We start from the raw sequence: 17,542 nt of genomic DNA, 5'->3' as shown, positions 1-17,542 counted from the left end.
GGACCGCGGCTGCGGTGCTGCTCGGTGGGTGCAGCGCCGGGGCGGCGGACACGGCGGCCGAGCCCGGTGGCAGGGATTCGGGGTCCTCGGCTTCTTCCGCTGCCGCTTCCGCTTCGGGACAGGCGTCGGCGGAAGGCGCGGAGCCTTCGGCGACACCGTCCGTGACGCCGTTCGAGGCGGACACGGATCGCGTACCGCGTTCGAGGGAGCAGGGCGCCACGCTCGCGGAGGCGGTCGTGATGCAGCCGCAGGACTGGGGCGCGGGCTTCGAGGCGCAACCGCTCGCTCGCAGCGCCGAGGGCACCCTCGCCGTACTGGACGAGGAGTGCCGGTGGCAGCGCCGGGCCCTGCCCGACGGCGTGCTCGCCTCGCTGTCCCTCTACAGCGAACTACCGGGCGCCGGAAAGCGCGGCACGGTCAAGGTGACGGCCGCCGTGACGGTGCACACCACGGTGCTCGGTGCCGACGACGAACTGTCCGAGACCGTGGAGGAGTCGCTGCGCTGTCCCGAGCAGCAGGTACGCGCCGACGAGCGGATCGCGGAACTGATGTCCGTGGGCACGCCCTTCGGCGTGCGCGGCAACAACTACGCCGACGACTCGGTCTACGAGACGGGCGCCTATCTGACCGGCACCGGCAAGGAAACGTACCGGTGGATGGTCACCCGGCTCGGACAGGTGACTGTGGCGGTGTCGCTGAAGGGCGCCGAGGGCTACACCGACAGCGAACTGGAGCAGTACGTGACGCGTGGCACCACCACCATGCTCGACCGGGTGAGATACGAGCTGGGCGGAGGCGAGGGCTGATGGAGCGACTGCGTTCTTCCGACCCGGCGCGGGTCGCCGACCACCGTCTGCTCGGCCGGCTCGGCGTCGGCGGCATGGGTGTCGTGTACCTCGCGCGTACGCCGGGCGGTTCGCTGGTGGCACTGAAGGTTCTGGCGGCGGAGTACGCCGAGGACGCGGGTTTCCGGCAGCGGTTCCGGCGTGAGGTCGAGGTCGCCCGGCGCATCGGCACCCCCTGGGCGGTGCCGCTGGTCGATGCCGACCCGGACGCGGAGGCGCCGTGGCTGGCGACGGCGTATGTGCCGGGTCCGTCCCTGGCCGAGGCGGTGGCCGCGCACGGGCCGCTCACCGAGCACGGGGTGCGGATCCTCGGCGGCCGGCTGGCCCTGGCGCTGGACGAGGTCCACCGGGCCGGGCTGGTCCACAGGGACCTCAAGCCGGGCAACGTCCTGCTCGCCCCGGACGGGCCCCGGCTCATCGACTTCGGTATAGCCAGGGCGCCCGAGGACACGGCGCTCACCGCGACGGGGCTCGTGGTCGGCACGCCCGGCTACCTCTCGCCGGAGCAGGCAGAGGGGCGCGGCGGCCAGACCATCGGCGCGCCCAGCGACGTCTTCTCCCTCGGCTGTGTCCTGGCGTTCGCCGCGACGGGCCGCCCGCCGTTCGGCACGGGGGCACTCGACGCCCTCCTGTACCGGGCCGTGCACGACCCCGCCGACCTCGACGGCGTCCCGGCGGCGCTCGGCGAACTCCTGTCCCGCTGCCTGGAGAAGGACCCGGCCCGACGGCCCGAGGTCGAGGAACTGGTACGGGAACTGCTTCCCGGAGACTCGGCGGATGATCCGCTCCCCGCGGATACGCCGGGCAGCGCCCCCGTCTCCTGGCTCCCCGAAGAGGTCATCCGGCTGATCGCCCGCCGTTCGACCGAAGCGCTCACGCTACCGGACATCGACCACACGGAGATCTCGGTCGACACAGCGCGGGTGAACGCCCACCCGGACGCCGACCCGGGCGGCGGCTCGGGCGGCGGCTCGGGCGGCGGCTCCCGGAGCGGGACCGGTCCCGGGCACGGTGACGCCGACACCCTCCCCGTAGCCGCGGATACCCCCGTAGCGCCCGCACGGCGTCGCGTCCTCCTCCTCGCGGGCGCAGGCGCGGTCCTCGCCGCGGGTGGCGGCGCGTCCTGGTGGGCCGTGGGCCGGGACGGCGGCTCGGACGGCAAGAAGGCGGCCGCCTCCGCCTCCTCCCGGCGCCCCGCCTACACCGTCGCGCTGCACGGCGACCTCAGTGGCGACCACAGCACCACCGGGAAGGCCCAGGAACGCGGACTGCGGCTGGCCGTCGCGGAGTTCAACGCCCGGGACGACGCCCCCTTCCAGGTGGACGTGCGGGCCGTGGACGACGCCGGCGACCCGGCCGAGGCGGCCCGGTTCGCGAAGCGGCTCGCCGACGACGCGTCGGTGCTCGCCGTGGTCGGTCCGACCACGGACGCGACCGCCCAGTCGGCGCTGGCGGTGTACGACGCCGGCCTCCTGCCCGTGGTCGCGGTGTCCCCCGGCGCCATCGGCCTGTCCGTGCAGGGCTTCCGCTCGTTCCTGCACGCGCGGCTGCCCGACTCGGTGCTGTCCGTCTACATCGATGTGGTCCTGCGCGGCACCCGCCCGCGCAAGGTCGGTGTCGTCGTCGACCGGGCGGCCGACAGCTACGGCTGGGAGGTCAGCAGCACGCTGAGCAGACAACTGCACGCAGCCGGGCAGCCGTATCTGCCGCGGGTGGTCAGCGCCATGCGGTCCGGCTTCGACGACGCGGTGGACGATCTGCTGGCCGCCGACACCGACTCCTTCGCCTTCGCCGGACTGCCCGACCGGGCCGCGTCGTTCGCCCGGGCGCTGCACGAACGAGGCGTCTCCGGCGCCCGCGCCTCCGGACCAGCCCTGCTCGACCCGCGTTTCCTCACGACGGCGAAGGAGGCCGCCGAGGGCTGGACCGTCGTCACACCGGTCGTCGACGCGGCACGGGGGCCCCGGACGAAGGCGTTCGCCGACGCGTACCGGAAACGGTGGAAGGAGGCGCCGCCCTGGTACGCGGCCGAGGCGTACGACGTGACGTCCATGGTGCTGAAGTCGCTGACGGACCTGCCGTCGAAGAACCGCACCCGCGAGGAACTCCTCGCCGCCCTGCGAGCCGTCGAGTACCAGGGCATCACCAGGACGTACGCGTTCCAGAAGACCGGTCTGCCGGTCATCGACGGCACCGGCGGCTTCCTCTGGCGCGTCGAGCGCGGGGCGTTCGTATACGGCGGCCCCGCGCCGCTGACGGCCTGATGGAACCGCTGCGTACCGCCGATCCGTCGCGGCTGGGCGACTACCGCCTGCTGCGGCGGCTCGGCGCCGGCGGCATGGGCGTCGTGTTCCTGGCCCGGGCGCCGGGTGGGGCCTTCGCCGCGGTCAAGGTCGTACGGGCCTCCCATGCCGGCGACGCGGGGTTCCGGGCCCGGTTCCGCCGGGAGATAGAGGTGGCCCGGCAGGTCGACAGTCCTTGGGTGGTCCCCCTGCTGGACGCGGACGCCGACGCGGAGGATCCGTGGCTGGCGACCGCGTTCGTCCCGGGCCCCTCCCTCGCGGAAGTGCTGGAGGAACACGGGCCGTTGTCCCCCGTGGCCGTGTGCGTGCTGGGGTTGCGGCTCGCCGAGGCACTGGACGCCGTCCACCGGACGGGGCTGGTGCACCGCGATGTGAAGCCGGGCAACGTGCTGCTGGCGCCGGACGGTCCACGCCTGATCGACTTCGGCATCGCGCGCGCCCCGGACAGTACGGCGCTCACATCCACCGGTGTCATCGTGGGCTCACCCGGATTCCTGTCGCCCGAGCAGGCTCGGGCGCGCGGCGCCGGGATCGGCCCGCCCAGTGACATGTTCTCGCTGGGCTGTGTCCTGGCCTTCGCCGCGACCGGCGTACGGCCGTTCGGCGGTGGCGCGGTCGCCGGGATGCTGTTGCGCACGGTCTACGACGAGCCGGAGCTGGACGGGATCCCGGCCGCGCTGGAGCCGGTCGTACGGGCGTGCCTGGACAAGGATCCGGCGCGGCGGCCTACCGCCGTCGACGCCGGTGCTGCACTGGACGCGGCCGTCCCCGCCGACCGGGAGCGGTGGCTGCCGGAGCCGGTGGCCCGGCTGATCGCGGACCGGTCCGCGGCGGTGCTCGCGATGGGGGCGATCGAGCCGACCCGGGTATCCGCGCCGACCCCGACCGCGCGCGCGAACGAGTCGGCGAGCGCCGACGTGGTGACGGTGACGTCCCTGAAGGAACCGGAGCCCGGCGCTTCGGCCATGAGCCGCCGCCGTTTCCTGATGCTCGGTTCCACGGGGGCGGCCGGGGTGCTGGCGGCCGGCGGCGGGGCCTGGTGGTGGAGCGGCCGGGACGGCCAGAGGGCCGGCGCGGGTGCCTCGCCCTCGTCCGCCCCGCGCACCGAACTCGCCGTGGCCTTCCAGGGCGACCTCTCCGGGGCGGCCGGCGAGATCGGCCGCGCTCAGCTCAACGGGGCCCGGCTGGCCGTCGCGCACGTCAACGCCGACGGCACCCGGCCGCTACGGCTGAGGCTGCGCGCGTACGACGACGGGGGCGAGCCCGACCGGACGCTGGACCGGGCGGTACGGCTGGTGGAGGACGAGCGGGTCCTGGCGGTGCTGGGTCCGACCACGGACGCGTGTTTCCTCGCGGCGGAGACCACGTACACGAAGGCCGTGATGCCCGTCGTCTCGGTGTCGGTGGGGGTACCGCCGCAGATCTCGGAGGCCGGTCCGACGACCCTCCGGTCGCATGCGCAGTTGTCGCCCACCGAGGACCTGCTCGCCGCCCCGTGCAATGTCTATCTCACGGGCTCCGTCGACGCCCGCAAGCTGTTCCTCGTCGAGGACCGGGCCGAGGGCGACTTCGCCTGGACCCTCTGCAACTACATCCAGCGGGCACTGAGCCGCGACGGGAGGGACACGGCCGTCACGAGTGTCGGCGCCGGGAGGCTCGATCACACCGCGCTCGCCGGGCAGGTCATGGCGGCGGGCGCGGACGCGGTCGTCTTCAGCGGAGGCCAGGAACGGGCGGGTGCCTTCGCGTCCGCGCTGCGGGAGGCCGGGTTCTCCGGGGCACGGGTCGCTACCCAACGGGCCTTCGGCACACGGTTCTTGAAGAGGGCGGGCGCGGCCGCCGACGGGTGGGTCTTCGCCACGACGTTCATCGATCCGACGGCCGCTCCGGCGGCCCGTTCCTTCACCGAGGCGTACCGGGCACGGTACGGCGAACGTCCCGGCTGGTACGCGGCGGAGGCGTACGACGCGGTGCTGTTCCTGGCCGAGGTGTGTGCGAGCGAGGACTCGGCGCTGGTGGAACGCGGTGCGATCGTGCGCCGTATGCACGAGGTGGACTACCAGGGCATCAGCCGGACCGTGGCGTACACCACGGACAAGGGATACAACAGCGATGCGCTGTTCCTCTTCCGCACGGCCGAAGGGGAGTTCGACTTTCTGGGGCAGTATCAGAAGGCGGACGTATGAGGGGCTATCGTGCCTTCATGCCGCAGGACCTGATTCGTATCGTTTCCCGGGACTCGCCCATGGCTCTGGCCCAGGTGGAGCGTGTCCGTGCCGAACTGGCCGTGCTTCACCCGGCACTTCGTACCGAAGTGGTGCCGGTGAAGACGACCGGCGACAAGTGGATGGGGGACCTCGCCAAAGTCGAGGGCAAGGGCGCGTTCACCAAGGAGGTCGACGCGGCGCTCGTCGCCGGTGAGGCCGATCTCGCCGTCCACTGCGTGAAGGACATTCCCGCCGACCGGCCCCTTCCCGCCGGCACGATGTTCGCCGCGTTCCTCAGGCGCGACGACATCCGTGACGCCCTGGTGGACCCCGCCGGGCGCACCCTGGACGAGCTGCCCGCGGGCACCCGTATCGGCACCTCCTCCGTACGGCGCACCGCTCAACTCGCCGCTTCGCACCCCCACTTGGACTGCATCCCGTTCCGCGGCAACGCCAACCGCCGCCTGGAGAAGCTCGCCGCCGGTGAGGCGGACGCCCTGCTGCTGGCCGCGTCCGGGCTGGAGCGGATCGGCCGCGCGGATGTGATCAGCGAGATCCTGTCCGTCGAGACGATGATGCCGCCGATCGGCGCGGGTGTCCTGGCGCTCCAGTGCCGCGAGGACGACACCGACACCATCGACACGGTCAGCGGGCTCGGCGACCCGGACACCCACCGCGAAACCCTCGCCGAACGCATGTTCCTGCACGTTCTACAGGGCCACTGCAACAGCCCCATCGCCGGATTCGCCCGCACCGAACGCAACGGCGAACTCTCCCTCCGTGCCTGCGTGTTCACCCCGGACGGCAAGACCGTCCTCAACGCCCACGAATGGGCCGGCCGACTGGATCCGGCGACCCTCGGCACCTCCGTCGCGGTCGCCCTGCTCCGCCAGGGCGCGCGGGACCTCATCGACGGCATTCCCCACTGACCCGCGCCCAGGCTTCCTGGACCGTCCGGTAGTCGATCACGACGATGCCCTCCTGGTTCAGGGCTTCGTGGGCCTGTGGCGACGTGAGGAACTCGTAGTCCGTACGGCGAACGAGCCAGCCGTCGTCGACGGCCCGCGAGTCCGGGTCGCCGAGACCGGGATGGACGGCCCATTCGTTCAGCCCGGTCGGCAGCTCGCGCAGCAGCCGACGGTACTGGGTGGCCTTCCCCTCGGTGCCGAGGGAGAAGCTGTCCAGGAAGTCGTTGTCGACGACCGGCAACCCCCGCTGCCGCATCGCGCGACGTCCGGGTTCCAGCCAGACCCGCGCCGCGAGGCCGTACTCGGCGGCCAGCCCCACCGTCAGGTCGAGGATGTCGTCGCGTCCCCCGTCGGCCAGGCAGTGGAAGTCCAGGTGGGTCGGCGCGAGCCCCGCGTCGGCGACGGCGTCGATCTGCGCGCGGAACTCCAACTCGACCTCGTCGGGCCGTGCTTGGCCCAGCAGAGCGGTCCGTCCGGCGGGTGTCGGCACGAACAGCTCACCCGTCTCGTCCAGCAGGGAGGGCACCTTCGCCCTGGCGGTCACCGGTCCCCAGCGGTACCGGGCCGAGTCGCGGACCAGGGTGAGATGGATCCCGAACGGAATCCCGGGCCGTCGGGCGAGCAGTCGCATGGCGTCCGTAGCCGCCGGACACGGAACCATCAGACTGCAGGAACTGGCGATCCCCTGCTCGATCGACTCCACCACCGCCGTGTTGATCGCGGGATACATCCCGAAGTCGTCGCAGTTGACGATCAGCAGGCGGGCGTCCGGCGGGTGTCCCAGCCACTCACTCGACTTCACCGACGGTGTGACGGCCACGGGGGCGACAGCGTCTCCATCCATGCCGGCAGTGTGCGACCCGGCCGCGACATCGGCACGACATTTTCCGCACGCACCGCCCGCGCTGTCAGTCGACCCGGCGGGCCAGTACCTGTCCCGGCCAGGTGTCGGAGAGGAAGCGGTCGGTGGGGACGAAGCCGTTGCGCTCGTAGAACGCCACCAGCCGGCCTCCGCCGCCCGCCCAGCAGTCGACGCGCAGGAGGTGTACGCCTGCCCGTCGGGTCTCCTCGGCGGCGTGGGCCAGCAGTGCCGCACCGATGCCCAGACCGGCGTACCGCCGGTCGGAGACCAGCAGCCGGACGTACCGCTCCGGTTCACCGGCCGACGCGATCGGCATCTGCGGGCTGGGGCCGGAGTCCAGCACGAGGGCTCCGACGGGTGTTCCGTCCGACTCCGCGATGTACGGGGTGTTCTCGGTCGTGTACCGCTCGACCCGCTCCACCCCGCCGGGCCGCCGCGAATACGGAATCGTGCCCCACTGCTCGGTGTTGCCGCGGGCGTTCATCCAGGCCACCGCCGAGTCGAGCATGCCGAGGATGGCGGGTGCGTCGGCCGGGCCGCCAGGCCGGATCCGTATGCCGGGGGAGGTATCGGTCACGACAGAAGCCTCGTGTCGGCGGATTCGGTGGTGTCGGCGGATTCGGTGGTGTCGGGGCCGGTGAGGCCGAGTTCGTGTTCGCCGAGCGGCTCGAAGAAGCGCTCCACGTCGGCGTCGGTGACGTCGGCGAGGGTGGCCGGGGACCAGCGGGGGTCGCGGTCCTTGTCGATGACCTGGGCGCGGATGCCCTCGACCAGGTCGGGGGTGGTCAGGGCGGCGCAGGAGACGCGGTACTCCTGGTCCAGCACCCGTTCCAGGGAGCCGAGCCGCCGGGCGCGGCGCAGGGCGGCCAGGGTGGCCTTGACGGCCGTGGGCGACTTGGCGAGCAGGGTCTCCGCGGTCTCCTTCGCCGCCGGGTCGCCGTGGTCGAGCAGCCGCCGGACGATCTCCTCGGCCGTATCGGCGGCGAAGCAGGAGTCGATCCACTCCCGCCTGCCGGCCAACTCCCCTTCCGGCGCGGGCCGCGCATGACGGTCCAGGGCCTCGCGGACGGGCACGTCGGCAAGGTCGTCGAGGAGGTGGCTGAGCGAGGTGGACGGTACGTAGTGGTCGGCGAGTCCGCAGAGCAGGGCGTCACCGGCGCCTATCTGCGCGCCCGTGAGGGCGAGGAGGGTGCCGAGTTCGCCCGGGGCGCGGCCCAGGAGATGGGTGCCGCCGACGTCCGGGACGAAGCCGATGCCGGTCTCGGGCATGGCGATCCTCGACCGCTCGGTGACGATACGGACGCTGCCGTGCGCGGAGACGCCGACGCCGCCGCCCATGACGATCCCGTCCATGACGGCGACGTAGGGCTTGGGGTAGCGGGCGATACGGGCGTTGAGGTGGTACTCGTCGCGCCAGAACGCGGCCGCGGCGGTGCCGTCGCCGTCGCGGGCGTCGTCGTGTACGACGCGGATGTCGCCGCCCGCGCACAGACCGCGCTCCCCCGCGCCGGTGAGGACGACGGTCTCCACGGCCGGGTCGTGCTCCCAGGCGGTCAGTGCGTCGTCGACGCGCCGCACCATGGCGTGGTTGAGGGCGTTGATGGCCCTTGGACGGTTGAGGGTGATGTGGGCGGCCCGGCCGACGGTGTGCAGCAGGACGGGCTCTTCGTTGCCGGTCATCCGACTGCCTCCGTAGCGACTGCCTCCATCGGGCCTCGGGCCACGAGGACGCGCATGATCTCGTTGGTTCCTTCCAGGATCTGGACCGGCTGCCGCCCGTCATGAGACGGACCACGCTCCGAGCAGGAGCCGGATGGGCGCGATCGCCGGTCAGCGCCTTGGGCCTGCCGACAACCCGGGCGCGCCGAGCCTACCTGTCCCTCTGTCATCGGGTACCCCTGGCCTGGGCAGGGGTTGGCTCGGGGGCCGCGACGGAGCAGCCCGGCCCGGACGGGCCGTCGCCACCTCGCCCGCAGAACGGAGGGATTCCGTCCCGTGCGCGTGCTCCTCGCGACCCACGCCGAGAGAAGCCGCTTCTTCAGCCTGATCCCGCTCGCCCGGGCACTGCGCACCGCGGGGCGCCCACTCGGCCATCCGGCAGCCCGACTACTGCCCGCGTCCGGCGTCGGCCGCGGCCAGTGGTTCATGGGCGACCGCGTTGACCGCTTCGACGCCTCCCTGGCGGTCGAAGCGGGACAGGAGCGTTCCACTGGTCTGGGCCCAGGTGCGGGCCTGGGTGTGTAGCCCGCGGCGGCGAAGAAGACGCCGGTCTTGCCTTCGTGCACGGCGACGCCGTGGAGTTGCTGGACGGTCGGGCGGCCTGTGGGCTTGCCCTCCAGCTTGACCTGGGCGACAGCACGGCGCTGACCACGTCGATGCCGCCGTCCGCGCCGACAGGGGTGGCGACCGCGTCGGCGAAGCCGAGGTAGCGCATCCACTCGGCGGCTATCAGCTCGGCGTCGCGGGCCTCTCGGATCAGCCGCTCGGGTGGCCGCCCGGAGGGCACGGTGGCCGTACGGCGGGACGAGGCCGCGAGTTCACGGGCGGCAACGGCTGTCGCCAGGCCGTGGTTGGTGGAGAAGTCACCCCGAGGGCCACTGCGGCGCCGCCGAAGGCGGGGGTACTGGTCGCGACGCTGCTGTCCGGCAGGCAGGGTTCACCGTCCGCCCGCTGATGCCGGGGCATCCCCTGGTGGGTCGCCGTGACCTGCTGACCACACAACGGACACGCCGATCTGCTCATCCGCCCCACCCCCACGCACGTACTCGTTGATCTCCCCTGCCCGGAGGCCAACAGCAGCCACCGACAGCGCCGCGGACCGCTACCGATGCCACCGCTCAAGCATGCGACTTCTCAAGCGTGTGGCTCCGCTTTCAGGCCCGCGGCTTCCGCCAGGTCCTGATCTCGGTCGCCGGAGGACGTTCTGCGAAGCGATGGTCAGGGGCTGCCCGCTCCAGCAGCGCGCGCAGATCCCGCTCGAAGTCCTTCAGCCTGTCGCCGAACAGATGCGGCGCGGAGTCGGACCGGGAGAACGTCCACGCGACGATGTCGTCCGCGGTGCGGGTGACCACTTCCCCGGCGGGCACGACAAGTCGCTGGAAGTTCTCGAATCCGGCGCGGGCGATGACGAGCTCCTCCCCGTTCGGCGTGCCGTTGACGAGCTTTCCCTGCCCCGCGCGGCGCACCGGGCCCAGATATCGGCGGACCAGGTCACTTACTCGGTCGTACGGAGGTGCGGTCAACGGCAGCTGCGGCGGTTCGGGGAGCGGGTCCTTGAGGTCGCTGATGTGGACGAACACGCCGCCCGGCTCCAGCATCTCCCGCACCGTGGCCGCGACCCGATCTCGATCCGTCCAGTGGAAGGACTGGGCGAACACCACGACCTGGAACTCCCCGAGTCCCGCCGGCAGGTCCTCCGCCCGGGCGGCCACCCAGCGCGCGTTGGTCACCCCGCGACGCTCGGCCTGTCGCTCCGCCTCGACCAGCATGTCCTCGTCCGGATCCACGCCGACCGCCTCGGTGAAGAACCGCGCCATCGGAAGCAGCACGATGCCCGGGCCGCAGCCGACGTCGAGGAGTCTGCCCCGGCCGTCCAGGGCGAGGGCCTCGGCGAGCGTGTCGGCGAAGCCCGGCGCGTACGGGAGCCGACCGCGCTCGTAGTAGGCCGCGCTTCCCTGGAACAGCGTGCGGTCCCACTGCCATCCATCGGGCATGTCCATCCCACTCCACGAGTCACCAGGCGCCGGCATCGCGCAGGCGCCGGCCGATCCGCCCAATGTGTCAGACCGGGTGATCCCCGCGCATCAGCGTTGTCATCGGTCGTCACCGGCTCAGTCGAACTCCTCGACGTACTCCTCCGGCGGTCCCAGTTCGGGACGATCCCTCAACTCCAGTACTCCGCCGAGCCGTTCGAGTTCGAGGACGGTGACCGTGTTCTCGCCGACGCGCAACAGCGGTGCCGGGCAGTACAGCGTGACCTGCGGTCCGATCTCCCAGTAGCGGCCGAGGAGGAAGCCGTTGACCCAGACGAGGCCGCGGCCCGATCCCCGCAGCGCGAGGAAGGTGTCCGCGGGCACGTCGACACGCAGCTCCGCGACCGCGAACCCCGTGTGCGGAGTGACGGGGCCGTCGACGTGCGTGGACTCGGGCCCGGCGGCGATCGCGTCGGCCAGCTCCGCGTCGGACCACTCCTGCAGCGCGACCGGACGGCTGTCCCACCCCTGCACCATGCGCCGGTCGACGAGGACCGGGCCGAGCAGGCCCTTGTGTCCGCCGATGTCCGGCCCGTAGTTCACCCGGCCGAGGTTCTCGACCAGGATCTCCAGCCGTACGACGTCCCCGGTTCCGTCGAGACGGAGTTCCGGGGAGTCGGAAGAGGCGGCACCGACGAGCGTGCCGTCCGCGAAGACCAGGGCCCGGTCGCGTACATCGGTGAGGACCAGCCGGTGCTGGCCCTCCGGGATGCGCGGGTGCGCGGTGTGCAGGACCATGCCCGCGTCGAGGCCGAGTTGTTCGAAGGAGGCGGGGCGTGGGGCGGTCATGGTCGGGGCCGGTACGGCGTGGAGGCCGGCGAGCAGGTCGGCGCGGTGGACGAGCGGGAGACGGGCCGGTGGGAGTGTCGGCATCCGTGTGGGTGACCGGAGCGGTCCCCGCGCGCCGAGCGCCTCGCGTACGGCGTGGAACTTGGGGGTGAGGCTGCCGTCCTCGGCGATGGGCGCGTCGGAGTCGTAGCTGGTCACGACGGGACGCAGGCGGCCTTCGTGGTCGTTGGCGCCGGCCCAGAGGCCGAAGTTGGTGCCGCCGTGTGCCATGTAGACGCTCACGCTGCCGCCGTCGGCGACGATGTCGCGGAGGGTGTGGACCGCGCTGTCCACACCACGGACGTGGTGCCGTCCGCCCCAGTGGTCGAACCAGCCGTTCCAGAACTCGGCGACCACGAACGGTTCGTCGGGGCGCCGGGCCGCGAGGAGCCGGCGGGCGGCGTCGGGCTTGGAGCCCAGGGTGACGGCGGTCAGGGTGCCGGGCAGGGTGCCGCCGTCCAGCATGAGGTCGGTGGGGCCGTCGGCGGTGAACAGCAGCTCGTGGATGCCCCGTTCGGACAGGGCCCGGCGGTTCCAGCTCAGGTAGGCGTGGTCGTCGCCGTAGCTGCCGAACTCGTTCTCGATCTGGACGGCCACGACCGGGCCGCCCTCGGATGCCTGGAGTGCGGCGATGCGCGGGACCAGGTCGTCGAACCAGTGGCCGACGGCGGAGGTGAACGCCGGGTCCGAGCTGCGGATCGCGGCGTCACGGGCGGTGAGCCAGCTGGGCAGGCCGCCGTTGGACCACTCCGCGCAGATGTAGGGGCCGGGCCGGACGATGACGTCGAGTCCCTCCTCCCCCACCGTGCGGATGAACCGTTCGATGTCCCGCCAGCCGTCGAAGCGTGGCGGCTCGTCCTCGCGGGGCTGGTGGAAGTTCCACGGCACATAGGTGTCGACCGTGTTGAGTCCGAGGTCGGCGAGGCGGCGGATCCGGTCCCGCCAGAGGTCGGGGTGGACGCGGAAGTAGTGCAGTGCCCCGGACAGGATGCGATGGGGCATGCCGTGCCGGTACAGGCGGCGCCCGCCCCAGCTGAGCGCACCGGTGACGGCGCCGAGCGCCGCACCCGTCGCATCGGTCGCGCCGTCGCGCGCCGCATCGCTCGTGGCGCGGGCCTGCGTATCGGTTGTGGTGTGGGCCGGAGAGAGGTGTGTCGTGGACGGCTCAGTCACGATGGGAGCCTATGTTATCGGTGCCATGCGTAACAAGGTCGATAGAATCCGGTGAACGACACCGCGGGCCGACCGCGGGAGAGGAGCGCCATGACCGAGGACACCGCGAGGCTCAGGCAGCCGAGCATGGCCGATGTGGCCCGGGCCGCCGGGGTGTCGGCGCAGACCGTCTCGCGTGCGCTCCGCGGCTCACCGAACGTCAACCCCGAGACGAGGCGGCGCGTGCTCGTGGCGGTGGAGCAGGTCGGGTACCGCTTCAACAGCGCCGCCAGGGCGCTGTCCTCGGGCCGCAGCCACACCATCGGCCTCGTACTGCTGGCGTCCGGCGGGTACTACTCCCGCTCCGCGGTGACCGCGGGTGTCGAGGCGGCCGCCGGCGCCGCCGGGTACGCGGTGAGCATCGCGACCATCGCCGCGCTGGACACCGGCCTGATGGAACAGTCCCTGTCCAAGCTGGCCGACCAGGGCGTCGACGGCTTCGTCATCGCCGTACCGCTCATCTCCGTGACGCGGAAGATGGAGGAGATCACCCGCGACATCCCGACCGTCACCCTCGACGGCTCGCGGACGGCGGGTGCCCGGGTGCTCGGGATCGACCAGCAGGAGGCCGGCCGGGTCGCCACACAGCATCTGCTCGACCTGGGGCACCGCCAGGTCTGGCACCTCTCCGGGCCGGACGAGTGGATCGAGGCGCGCCGACGGCGGCAGGGCTGGCAGGAGTGCCTGGCCGCGGCCGGGATCGAGGCGCCGCCGATCCTGGAGGGCGACTGGTCGCCCGACTCGGGTTACCGGCAGGGGCAGATCATCGCGATGATCCCGGAGGTCACCGCGGTGTTCGTCGCCAGCGACGAGATGGCCTTCGGCGTGATCCGCGCCCTGCACGAGCGGGGCCGGTCGGTGCCCGACGACGTGTCCATCGTGAGCGTCGACGACATCGCCCTGGCGGCCTACTCCGCTCCCCCGCTGACGACCGTCCGGCAGGACTTCTACCGCTACGGCGCGGCGGCCGTCGCCCTGCTGCTGGGCGACGAGGCCGAGGTCGACACGTCCGTGGTCACCGCGTCGCTGACGGTGCGCGCCTCCACCGCACCGCCGCGCTCCGCCTGATCCGGCACCGCCGCACTCGGCCCGGGCTTCGTCCCGACCGTTCGCCAATTGCCTCTCGTGGGCCCCTTGCGCCTTCATGTTATCGGTGCCACCGTAACAACACCGGATCGCCATGTGATCCAGATCTCGGGCGCGGTGGCGCGGCGTCCCGGTGGCGTGGGCTCCGACGGGGCCGGCCTCGGACCTGCTCCACCGCTCGCAGCAGGTGGGCAACCGTCCACGGGAAGGACACCGCATGAGGAGATCGCTCGTCCTCACGGGCGCCGCGGTCACAGTGCTCGGACTGCTCGCCGGCTGCTCGGCCGGCGGGAGCGGCTCGGACTCCGGCAAGACGATTCTCAAGGTCGCCGCCCTGGAAGGCGGCTACGGCCGGGACATGTACACGCGGGTCATCAAGGAGTACGAGGCCTCGCACCCCGACATCGATGTCCAGCTGCAGATCTCGAAGAGCATCGAGGACGAGATCACCCCGAACATGAAGGCGGGGCGCTACCCGGACGTCGTGGTGCTCGGCCAGGGCCGCAAGGCCGCCCTCACCGAGACCCTCATCAAGGACAAGGCCCTCGAAGACCTCACCCCGGTACTCAAGGAGAAGGTCCCCGGCGAGGACACGACCGTCGGGGACAAGCTGACCGAGGGCATCGTCGGCAACCTCAACACCGACCCGTACCGCACGGACCAGACGTATCTGATGCCGATGTACTACGCGCCGACCGGGCTCTTCCACAACAAGGGCCTGTTCGAGGAGAAGGGCTGGAAGGTCCCGGGTACCTGGGACGAGATGTTCGCGCTCGGTGACACGGCGAAGAAACAGGGCATACCGCTGTTCACCTATCCGACCGCCGGGTACCTGGACTCGTACTTCTTCGCGCTCCTCGCCGATGTCGGTGGGGAGCGGTTCTACACCGACGTCATGACGTACAAGAAGGACGTCTGGAAGTCGGCGAACGCGCGGAAGGCGCTCGACATCACCACCAAGCTGCTGGGCTACGCCGCGCCGGCGACCGTCGGCTATGCCAACGAGCAGGACTTCACCAAGAACCAGCAACTGGTCCTCGACAACAAGGCGCTGTTCATGCCGAACGGCACCTGGATCGTCGGTGAGATGGCGGACGCCCCGCGCGCCGATGGCTTCCAGTGGGGCCTGACACCGCTGCCGGCGGCCACCACGGGCGGCAAGCGCTACATCACGACGTCGGTCGAGTCCGTCTGGGTGCCCAGCGCCGCCCAACAGAAGGACGCGGCGAAGGAGTTCATCGCCTACCTGTACTCCGACAAGGCGGCGAAGATCTTCGCCGAGTCGAACGCGATCCAGCCGATCGAGTCCATCGCGAGCAGTCTGTCGGCGGAGAACGCCGAGTTCTACAAGGTGTACGAGGATCCGAAGGTCGCCGCGCTCGTGGGCGGTTTCGCGAGCACCGCGCCCGTCGAGGGCGTCGACATCAAGGCCACGCTGTTCGACACCGCCAACAGCATCATCAGCGGCGACACCACCGAGGACAAGTGGCAGTCCGCGCTGAACGAGGCGAGCGAGAAGCTGCGGCAGGCGGGTAGCTGAGGTGAGGACAGGCACGGTGACGACCTCCGCCGCCCCACCCCCGAGTCCGACGAACGGCGCCTCGAAGTCCGACGCGGCGCCGTCCGCCGGGAGTTCCCGGCGCGGCGCCCCGGCTCGGGCCCGGCGGCGCGCCGACACCCGCTTCGTGCTCGTCTGCCTGCTGCCCGCGTTGGCGCTGTTCGCGGTGTTCATGATCGTGCCGACCATGAACGTGTTCCGGATGTCGCTCTACACCTGGAGCGGGTTCTCCCCGGACATGCGCTTCGTGGGGCTCGACAACTTCCGCCATCTCCTCGACGACAAGCAGTTCGTGCGCGCGTTCCAGAACACGGTCGCCCTCCTGGTCGTGGTGACGGTCGTGACGATGGGCATGGGCCTGTTCCTCGCCGCGATCATGACGCGGCAACGGCTGCGCGGCCGGAACCTGTACCGGTTCGTCCTCTACATTCCGAACGTGCTCTCGGTGGTGGTGATCGCGGCGATCTTCTCCGCCGTGTACGACCAGGAGAACGGTCTCCTCAACGGCACGCTCCGACTGCTGTCGCTCGACGGTCTGCAACAGGTCTGGCTCGGCAACCAGAAGGTCGTGCTCTACTCCGTCGCCATCGCGATGGTCTGGCAGTCGCTGGGCTATTACATGGTCCTCTACATGTCGAGCATGGCGAGCATCCCGGAAGAGCTCTACGAGGCGAGCGCACTCGACGGCGCCTCCCCCGCCCGGCAGTTCTTCGCCCTCACACTGCCGCTCATCTGGGAGAACCTCCGCACCACGCTGACCTTCTTCATCATGAGCGCCGTCAACCTCAGCTTCGTCCTCGTCCGCGCGATGACGGGCGGCGGGCCCGACGGCTCCTCCGAGGTCCTGCTGAGCTACATGTACAAGCAGGCGTACACGAACTCGTCGTACGGCTACGGCATGGCCATCGGTGTCGTCATCTTCGCGTTCTCGTTCCTCGTGTCGCTCCTGGTGAGCCGGGCGACACGGCGCGAGCCCCTCCAGTTCTGAGAGCTCTGAGGACGGACACCATGACCACGATCAACTCGCCCCGCCCGCGCGCCGACCGCCCACGCACCGGCCGGGTGCTCACCCACGTTCTCGTCGTCGCCCTCGCGCTCGCCATCACGGTGCCGGTCGCCTGGGTGCTGCTCGCCTCGCTCAAGCGGAAGAGCGAGTTCTTCGGCAGTCCCTGGACGCTGCCCAAGGGCCCGCACTTCCAGAACTACGTCGACGCGTTCGTCACCGCGCACATGGGCCAGTACTTCCTGACCTCGGTGTTCGTCACGGCGCTCGGGCTGGTGTTCGTCCTGGCGGTCTCCGTGCCGGCGGCCTACGTCATCGCCCGCTACGAGTTCCGGGGCCGCCGCCTGGTGGAACTGGCGCTCATGGCCGGCCTCTTCGTCAACGTCAACTACATCGTCGTACCGATCTTCCTCATGCTCGTCGACTGGGACCGCTCGCTCATCGACGTCTTCCCCGGCGGTTTCTTCATCGACAACCCGGCCGTCCTGTCGCTCGTCTACGCGGCCACGTCGATCCCGTTCACCATCTATCTGCTCACCGCGTACTTCCGGTCGATACCGGTCGAGTACGAGGAGGCCGCCGCGCTGGACGGGGCGTCCCGCTTCCGGATCATGACCACCGTCATGCTCCCGATGGCACGGCCGGCGGTCACCACCGTGATCCTCTTCAACTTCCTGGCCTACTGGAACGACTTCATCATCGCGCTCACCCTCCTCCCCGGCGAGGGCAAGACCCTCCAGGTCGGCCTGCTCAACCTGTTCACCGCGCAGAAGGCGGCGGCCGACTACGGGCGCCTCTACGCCGGCATGGTCATCGTCATCGTTCCCGTCCTCCTCCTCTACGCGGTCATCCAGCGCCGGCTCATCGAGGGCATGGCATCCGGCGGAGTGAAGGGCTGACCCACCCCCTGCGGCTGTG

At 71.2% G+C, this 17,542-nt stretch carries 14 protein-coding genes; 9 read left to right on the top strand and 5 right to left on the bottom strand.

What is annotated here, in order from left to right; all coding sequences use genetic code 11:
* The first annotated feature begins 161 nt into the window (after positions 1-161).
* The 4 genes from JIX55_RS45200 to hemC are packed head-to-tail and all read left to right on the top strand — an operon-like array spanning position 162 to position 6,284.
* Positions 162-806, top strand: coding sequence for a hypothetical protein (locus JIX55_RS45200; RefSeq protein ID WP_257569019.1), 645 nt, complete (start codon positions 162-164; stop codon positions 804-806).
* Complete coding sequence (locus JIX55_RS45195; RefSeq protein ID WP_257569018.1) at positions 806-3,109, top strand: bifunctional serine/threonine-protein kinase/ABC transporter substrate-binding protein; 2,304 nt, start codon at positions 806-808, stop codon at positions 3,107-3,109. Before JIX55_RS45200 ends, JIX55_RS45195 begins: the two co-directional genes overlap by 1 nt.
* Complete coding sequence (locus JIX55_RS45190; protein ID WP_257569017.1) at positions 3,109-5,334, top strand: bifunctional serine/threonine-protein kinase/ABC transporter substrate-binding protein; 2,226 nt, start codon at positions 3,109-3,111, stop codon at positions 5,332-5,334. The genes JIX55_RS45195 and JIX55_RS45190 overlap by 1 nt, the downstream gene beginning before the upstream one ends.
* Positions 5,335-5,351: 17 nt before the next feature.
* Positions 5,352-6,284 carry a hydroxymethylbilane synthase gene (hemC, locus tag JIX55_RS45185; protein WP_257569016.1) on the top strand — a complete coding sequence of 311 codons (933 nt, stop codon included), beginning with the start codon at positions 5,352-5,354 and terminating at the stop codon, positions 6,282-6,284.
* Here the strand turns inward: hemC and JIX55_RS45180 are convergent.
* The 3 genes from JIX55_RS45180 to JIX55_RS45170 all read right to left on the bottom strand — a co-directional run bounded on the left by JIX55_RS45180 (position 6,262) and on the right by JIX55_RS45170 (position 8,865).
* Positions 6,262-7,167, bottom strand: a complete 906-nt coding sequence (locus JIX55_RS45180) for a polysaccharide deacetylase family protein (protein WP_257569015.1) — start codon at positions 7,165-7,167, stop codon at positions 6,262-6,264. The two genes, hemC and JIX55_RS45180, sit on opposite strands and share 23 nt — an antisense overlap.
* A 64-nt stretch (positions 7,168-7,231) precedes the next feature.
* The gene (locus JIX55_RS45175; protein WP_257569014.1) at positions 7,232-7,762 is read right to left on the bottom strand and encodes a GNAT family N-acetyltransferase; all 531 of its coding nucleotides are present in this window, start codon (positions 7,760-7,762) and stop codon (positions 7,232-7,234) included.
* On the bottom strand, positions 7,759-8,865 hold the full coding sequence (locus tag JIX55_RS45170; protein ID WP_257569013.1) for an enoyl-CoA hydratase/isomerase family protein: 1,107 nt from the start codon (positions 8,863-8,865) through the stop codon (positions 7,759-7,761). Before JIX55_RS45170 ends, JIX55_RS45175 begins: the two co-directional genes overlap by 4 nt.
* A 315-nt stretch (positions 8,866-9,180) precedes the next feature.
* Between JIX55_RS45170 and JIX55_RS45165 the strand changes: the two genes are divergently transcribed.
* Positions 9,181-9,429, top strand: a complete 249-nt coding sequence (locus JIX55_RS45165) for a hypothetical protein (protein WP_257569012.1) — start codon at positions 9,181-9,183, stop codon at positions 9,427-9,429.
* A gap of 629 nt (positions 9,430-10,058) precedes the next feature.
* Here JIX55_RS45165 and JIX55_RS45160 read toward each other — a convergent pair.
* Both JIX55_RS45160 and JIX55_RS45155 read right to left on the bottom strand, forming a co-directional pair.
* Positions 10,059-10,898, bottom strand: coding sequence for a class I SAM-dependent methyltransferase (locus JIX55_RS45160; protein WP_257569011.1), 840 nt, complete (start codon positions 10,896-10,898; stop codon positions 10,059-10,061).
* 117 nt (positions 10,899-11,015) lie between these two features.
* On the bottom strand, positions 11,016-12,938 hold the full coding sequence (locus JIX55_RS45155; RefSeq protein ID WP_257569010.1) for a glycoside hydrolase family 35 protein: 1,923 nt from the start codon (positions 12,936-12,938) through the stop codon (positions 11,016-11,018).
* A 90-nt stretch (positions 12,939-13,028) separates the two neighbouring features.
* Here JIX55_RS45155 and JIX55_RS45150 point away from each other — a divergent pair, with 90 nt between their 5' ends.
* The 4 genes from JIX55_RS45150 (at position 13,029) to JIX55_RS45135 (ending at position 17,523) form a co-directional block, all read left to right on the top strand.
* Complete coding sequence (locus tag JIX55_RS45150; RefSeq protein WP_257569009.1) at positions 13,029-14,045, top strand: LacI family DNA-binding transcriptional regulator; 1,017 nt, start codon at positions 13,029-13,031, stop codon at positions 14,043-14,045.
* A gap of 235 nt (positions 14,046-14,280) precedes the next feature.
* A complete protein-coding gene (locus JIX55_RS45145; protein WP_257569008.1) occupies positions 14,281-15,603 on the top strand; it encodes a carbohydrate ABC transporter substrate-binding protein in 1,323 nt (440 codons plus the stop codon).
* Between the two features lie 16 nt (positions 15,604-15,619).
* Positions 15,620-16,609, top strand: a complete 990-nt coding sequence (locus JIX55_RS45140; protein WP_257569007.1) for a carbohydrate ABC transporter permease — start codon at positions 15,620-15,622, stop codon at positions 16,607-16,609.
* 20 nt (positions 16,610-16,629) lie between these two features.
* Complete coding sequence (locus tag JIX55_RS45135) at positions 16,630-17,523, top strand: carbohydrate ABC transporter permease (protein WP_257569006.1); 894 nt, start codon at positions 16,630-16,632, stop codon at positions 17,521-17,523.
* Positions 17,524-17,542 lie beyond the last annotated feature (19 nt).

It is taken from the genome of Streptomyces sp. DSM 40750, from assembly GCF_024612035.1.
Lineage (GTDB): Bacteria > Actinomycetota > Actinomycetes > Streptomycetales > Streptomycetaceae > Streptomyces.
The sequence above is the reverse complement of the archived record's forward strand: the minus strand, read 5'-3'. Positions and strand labels throughout refer to the sequence as shown.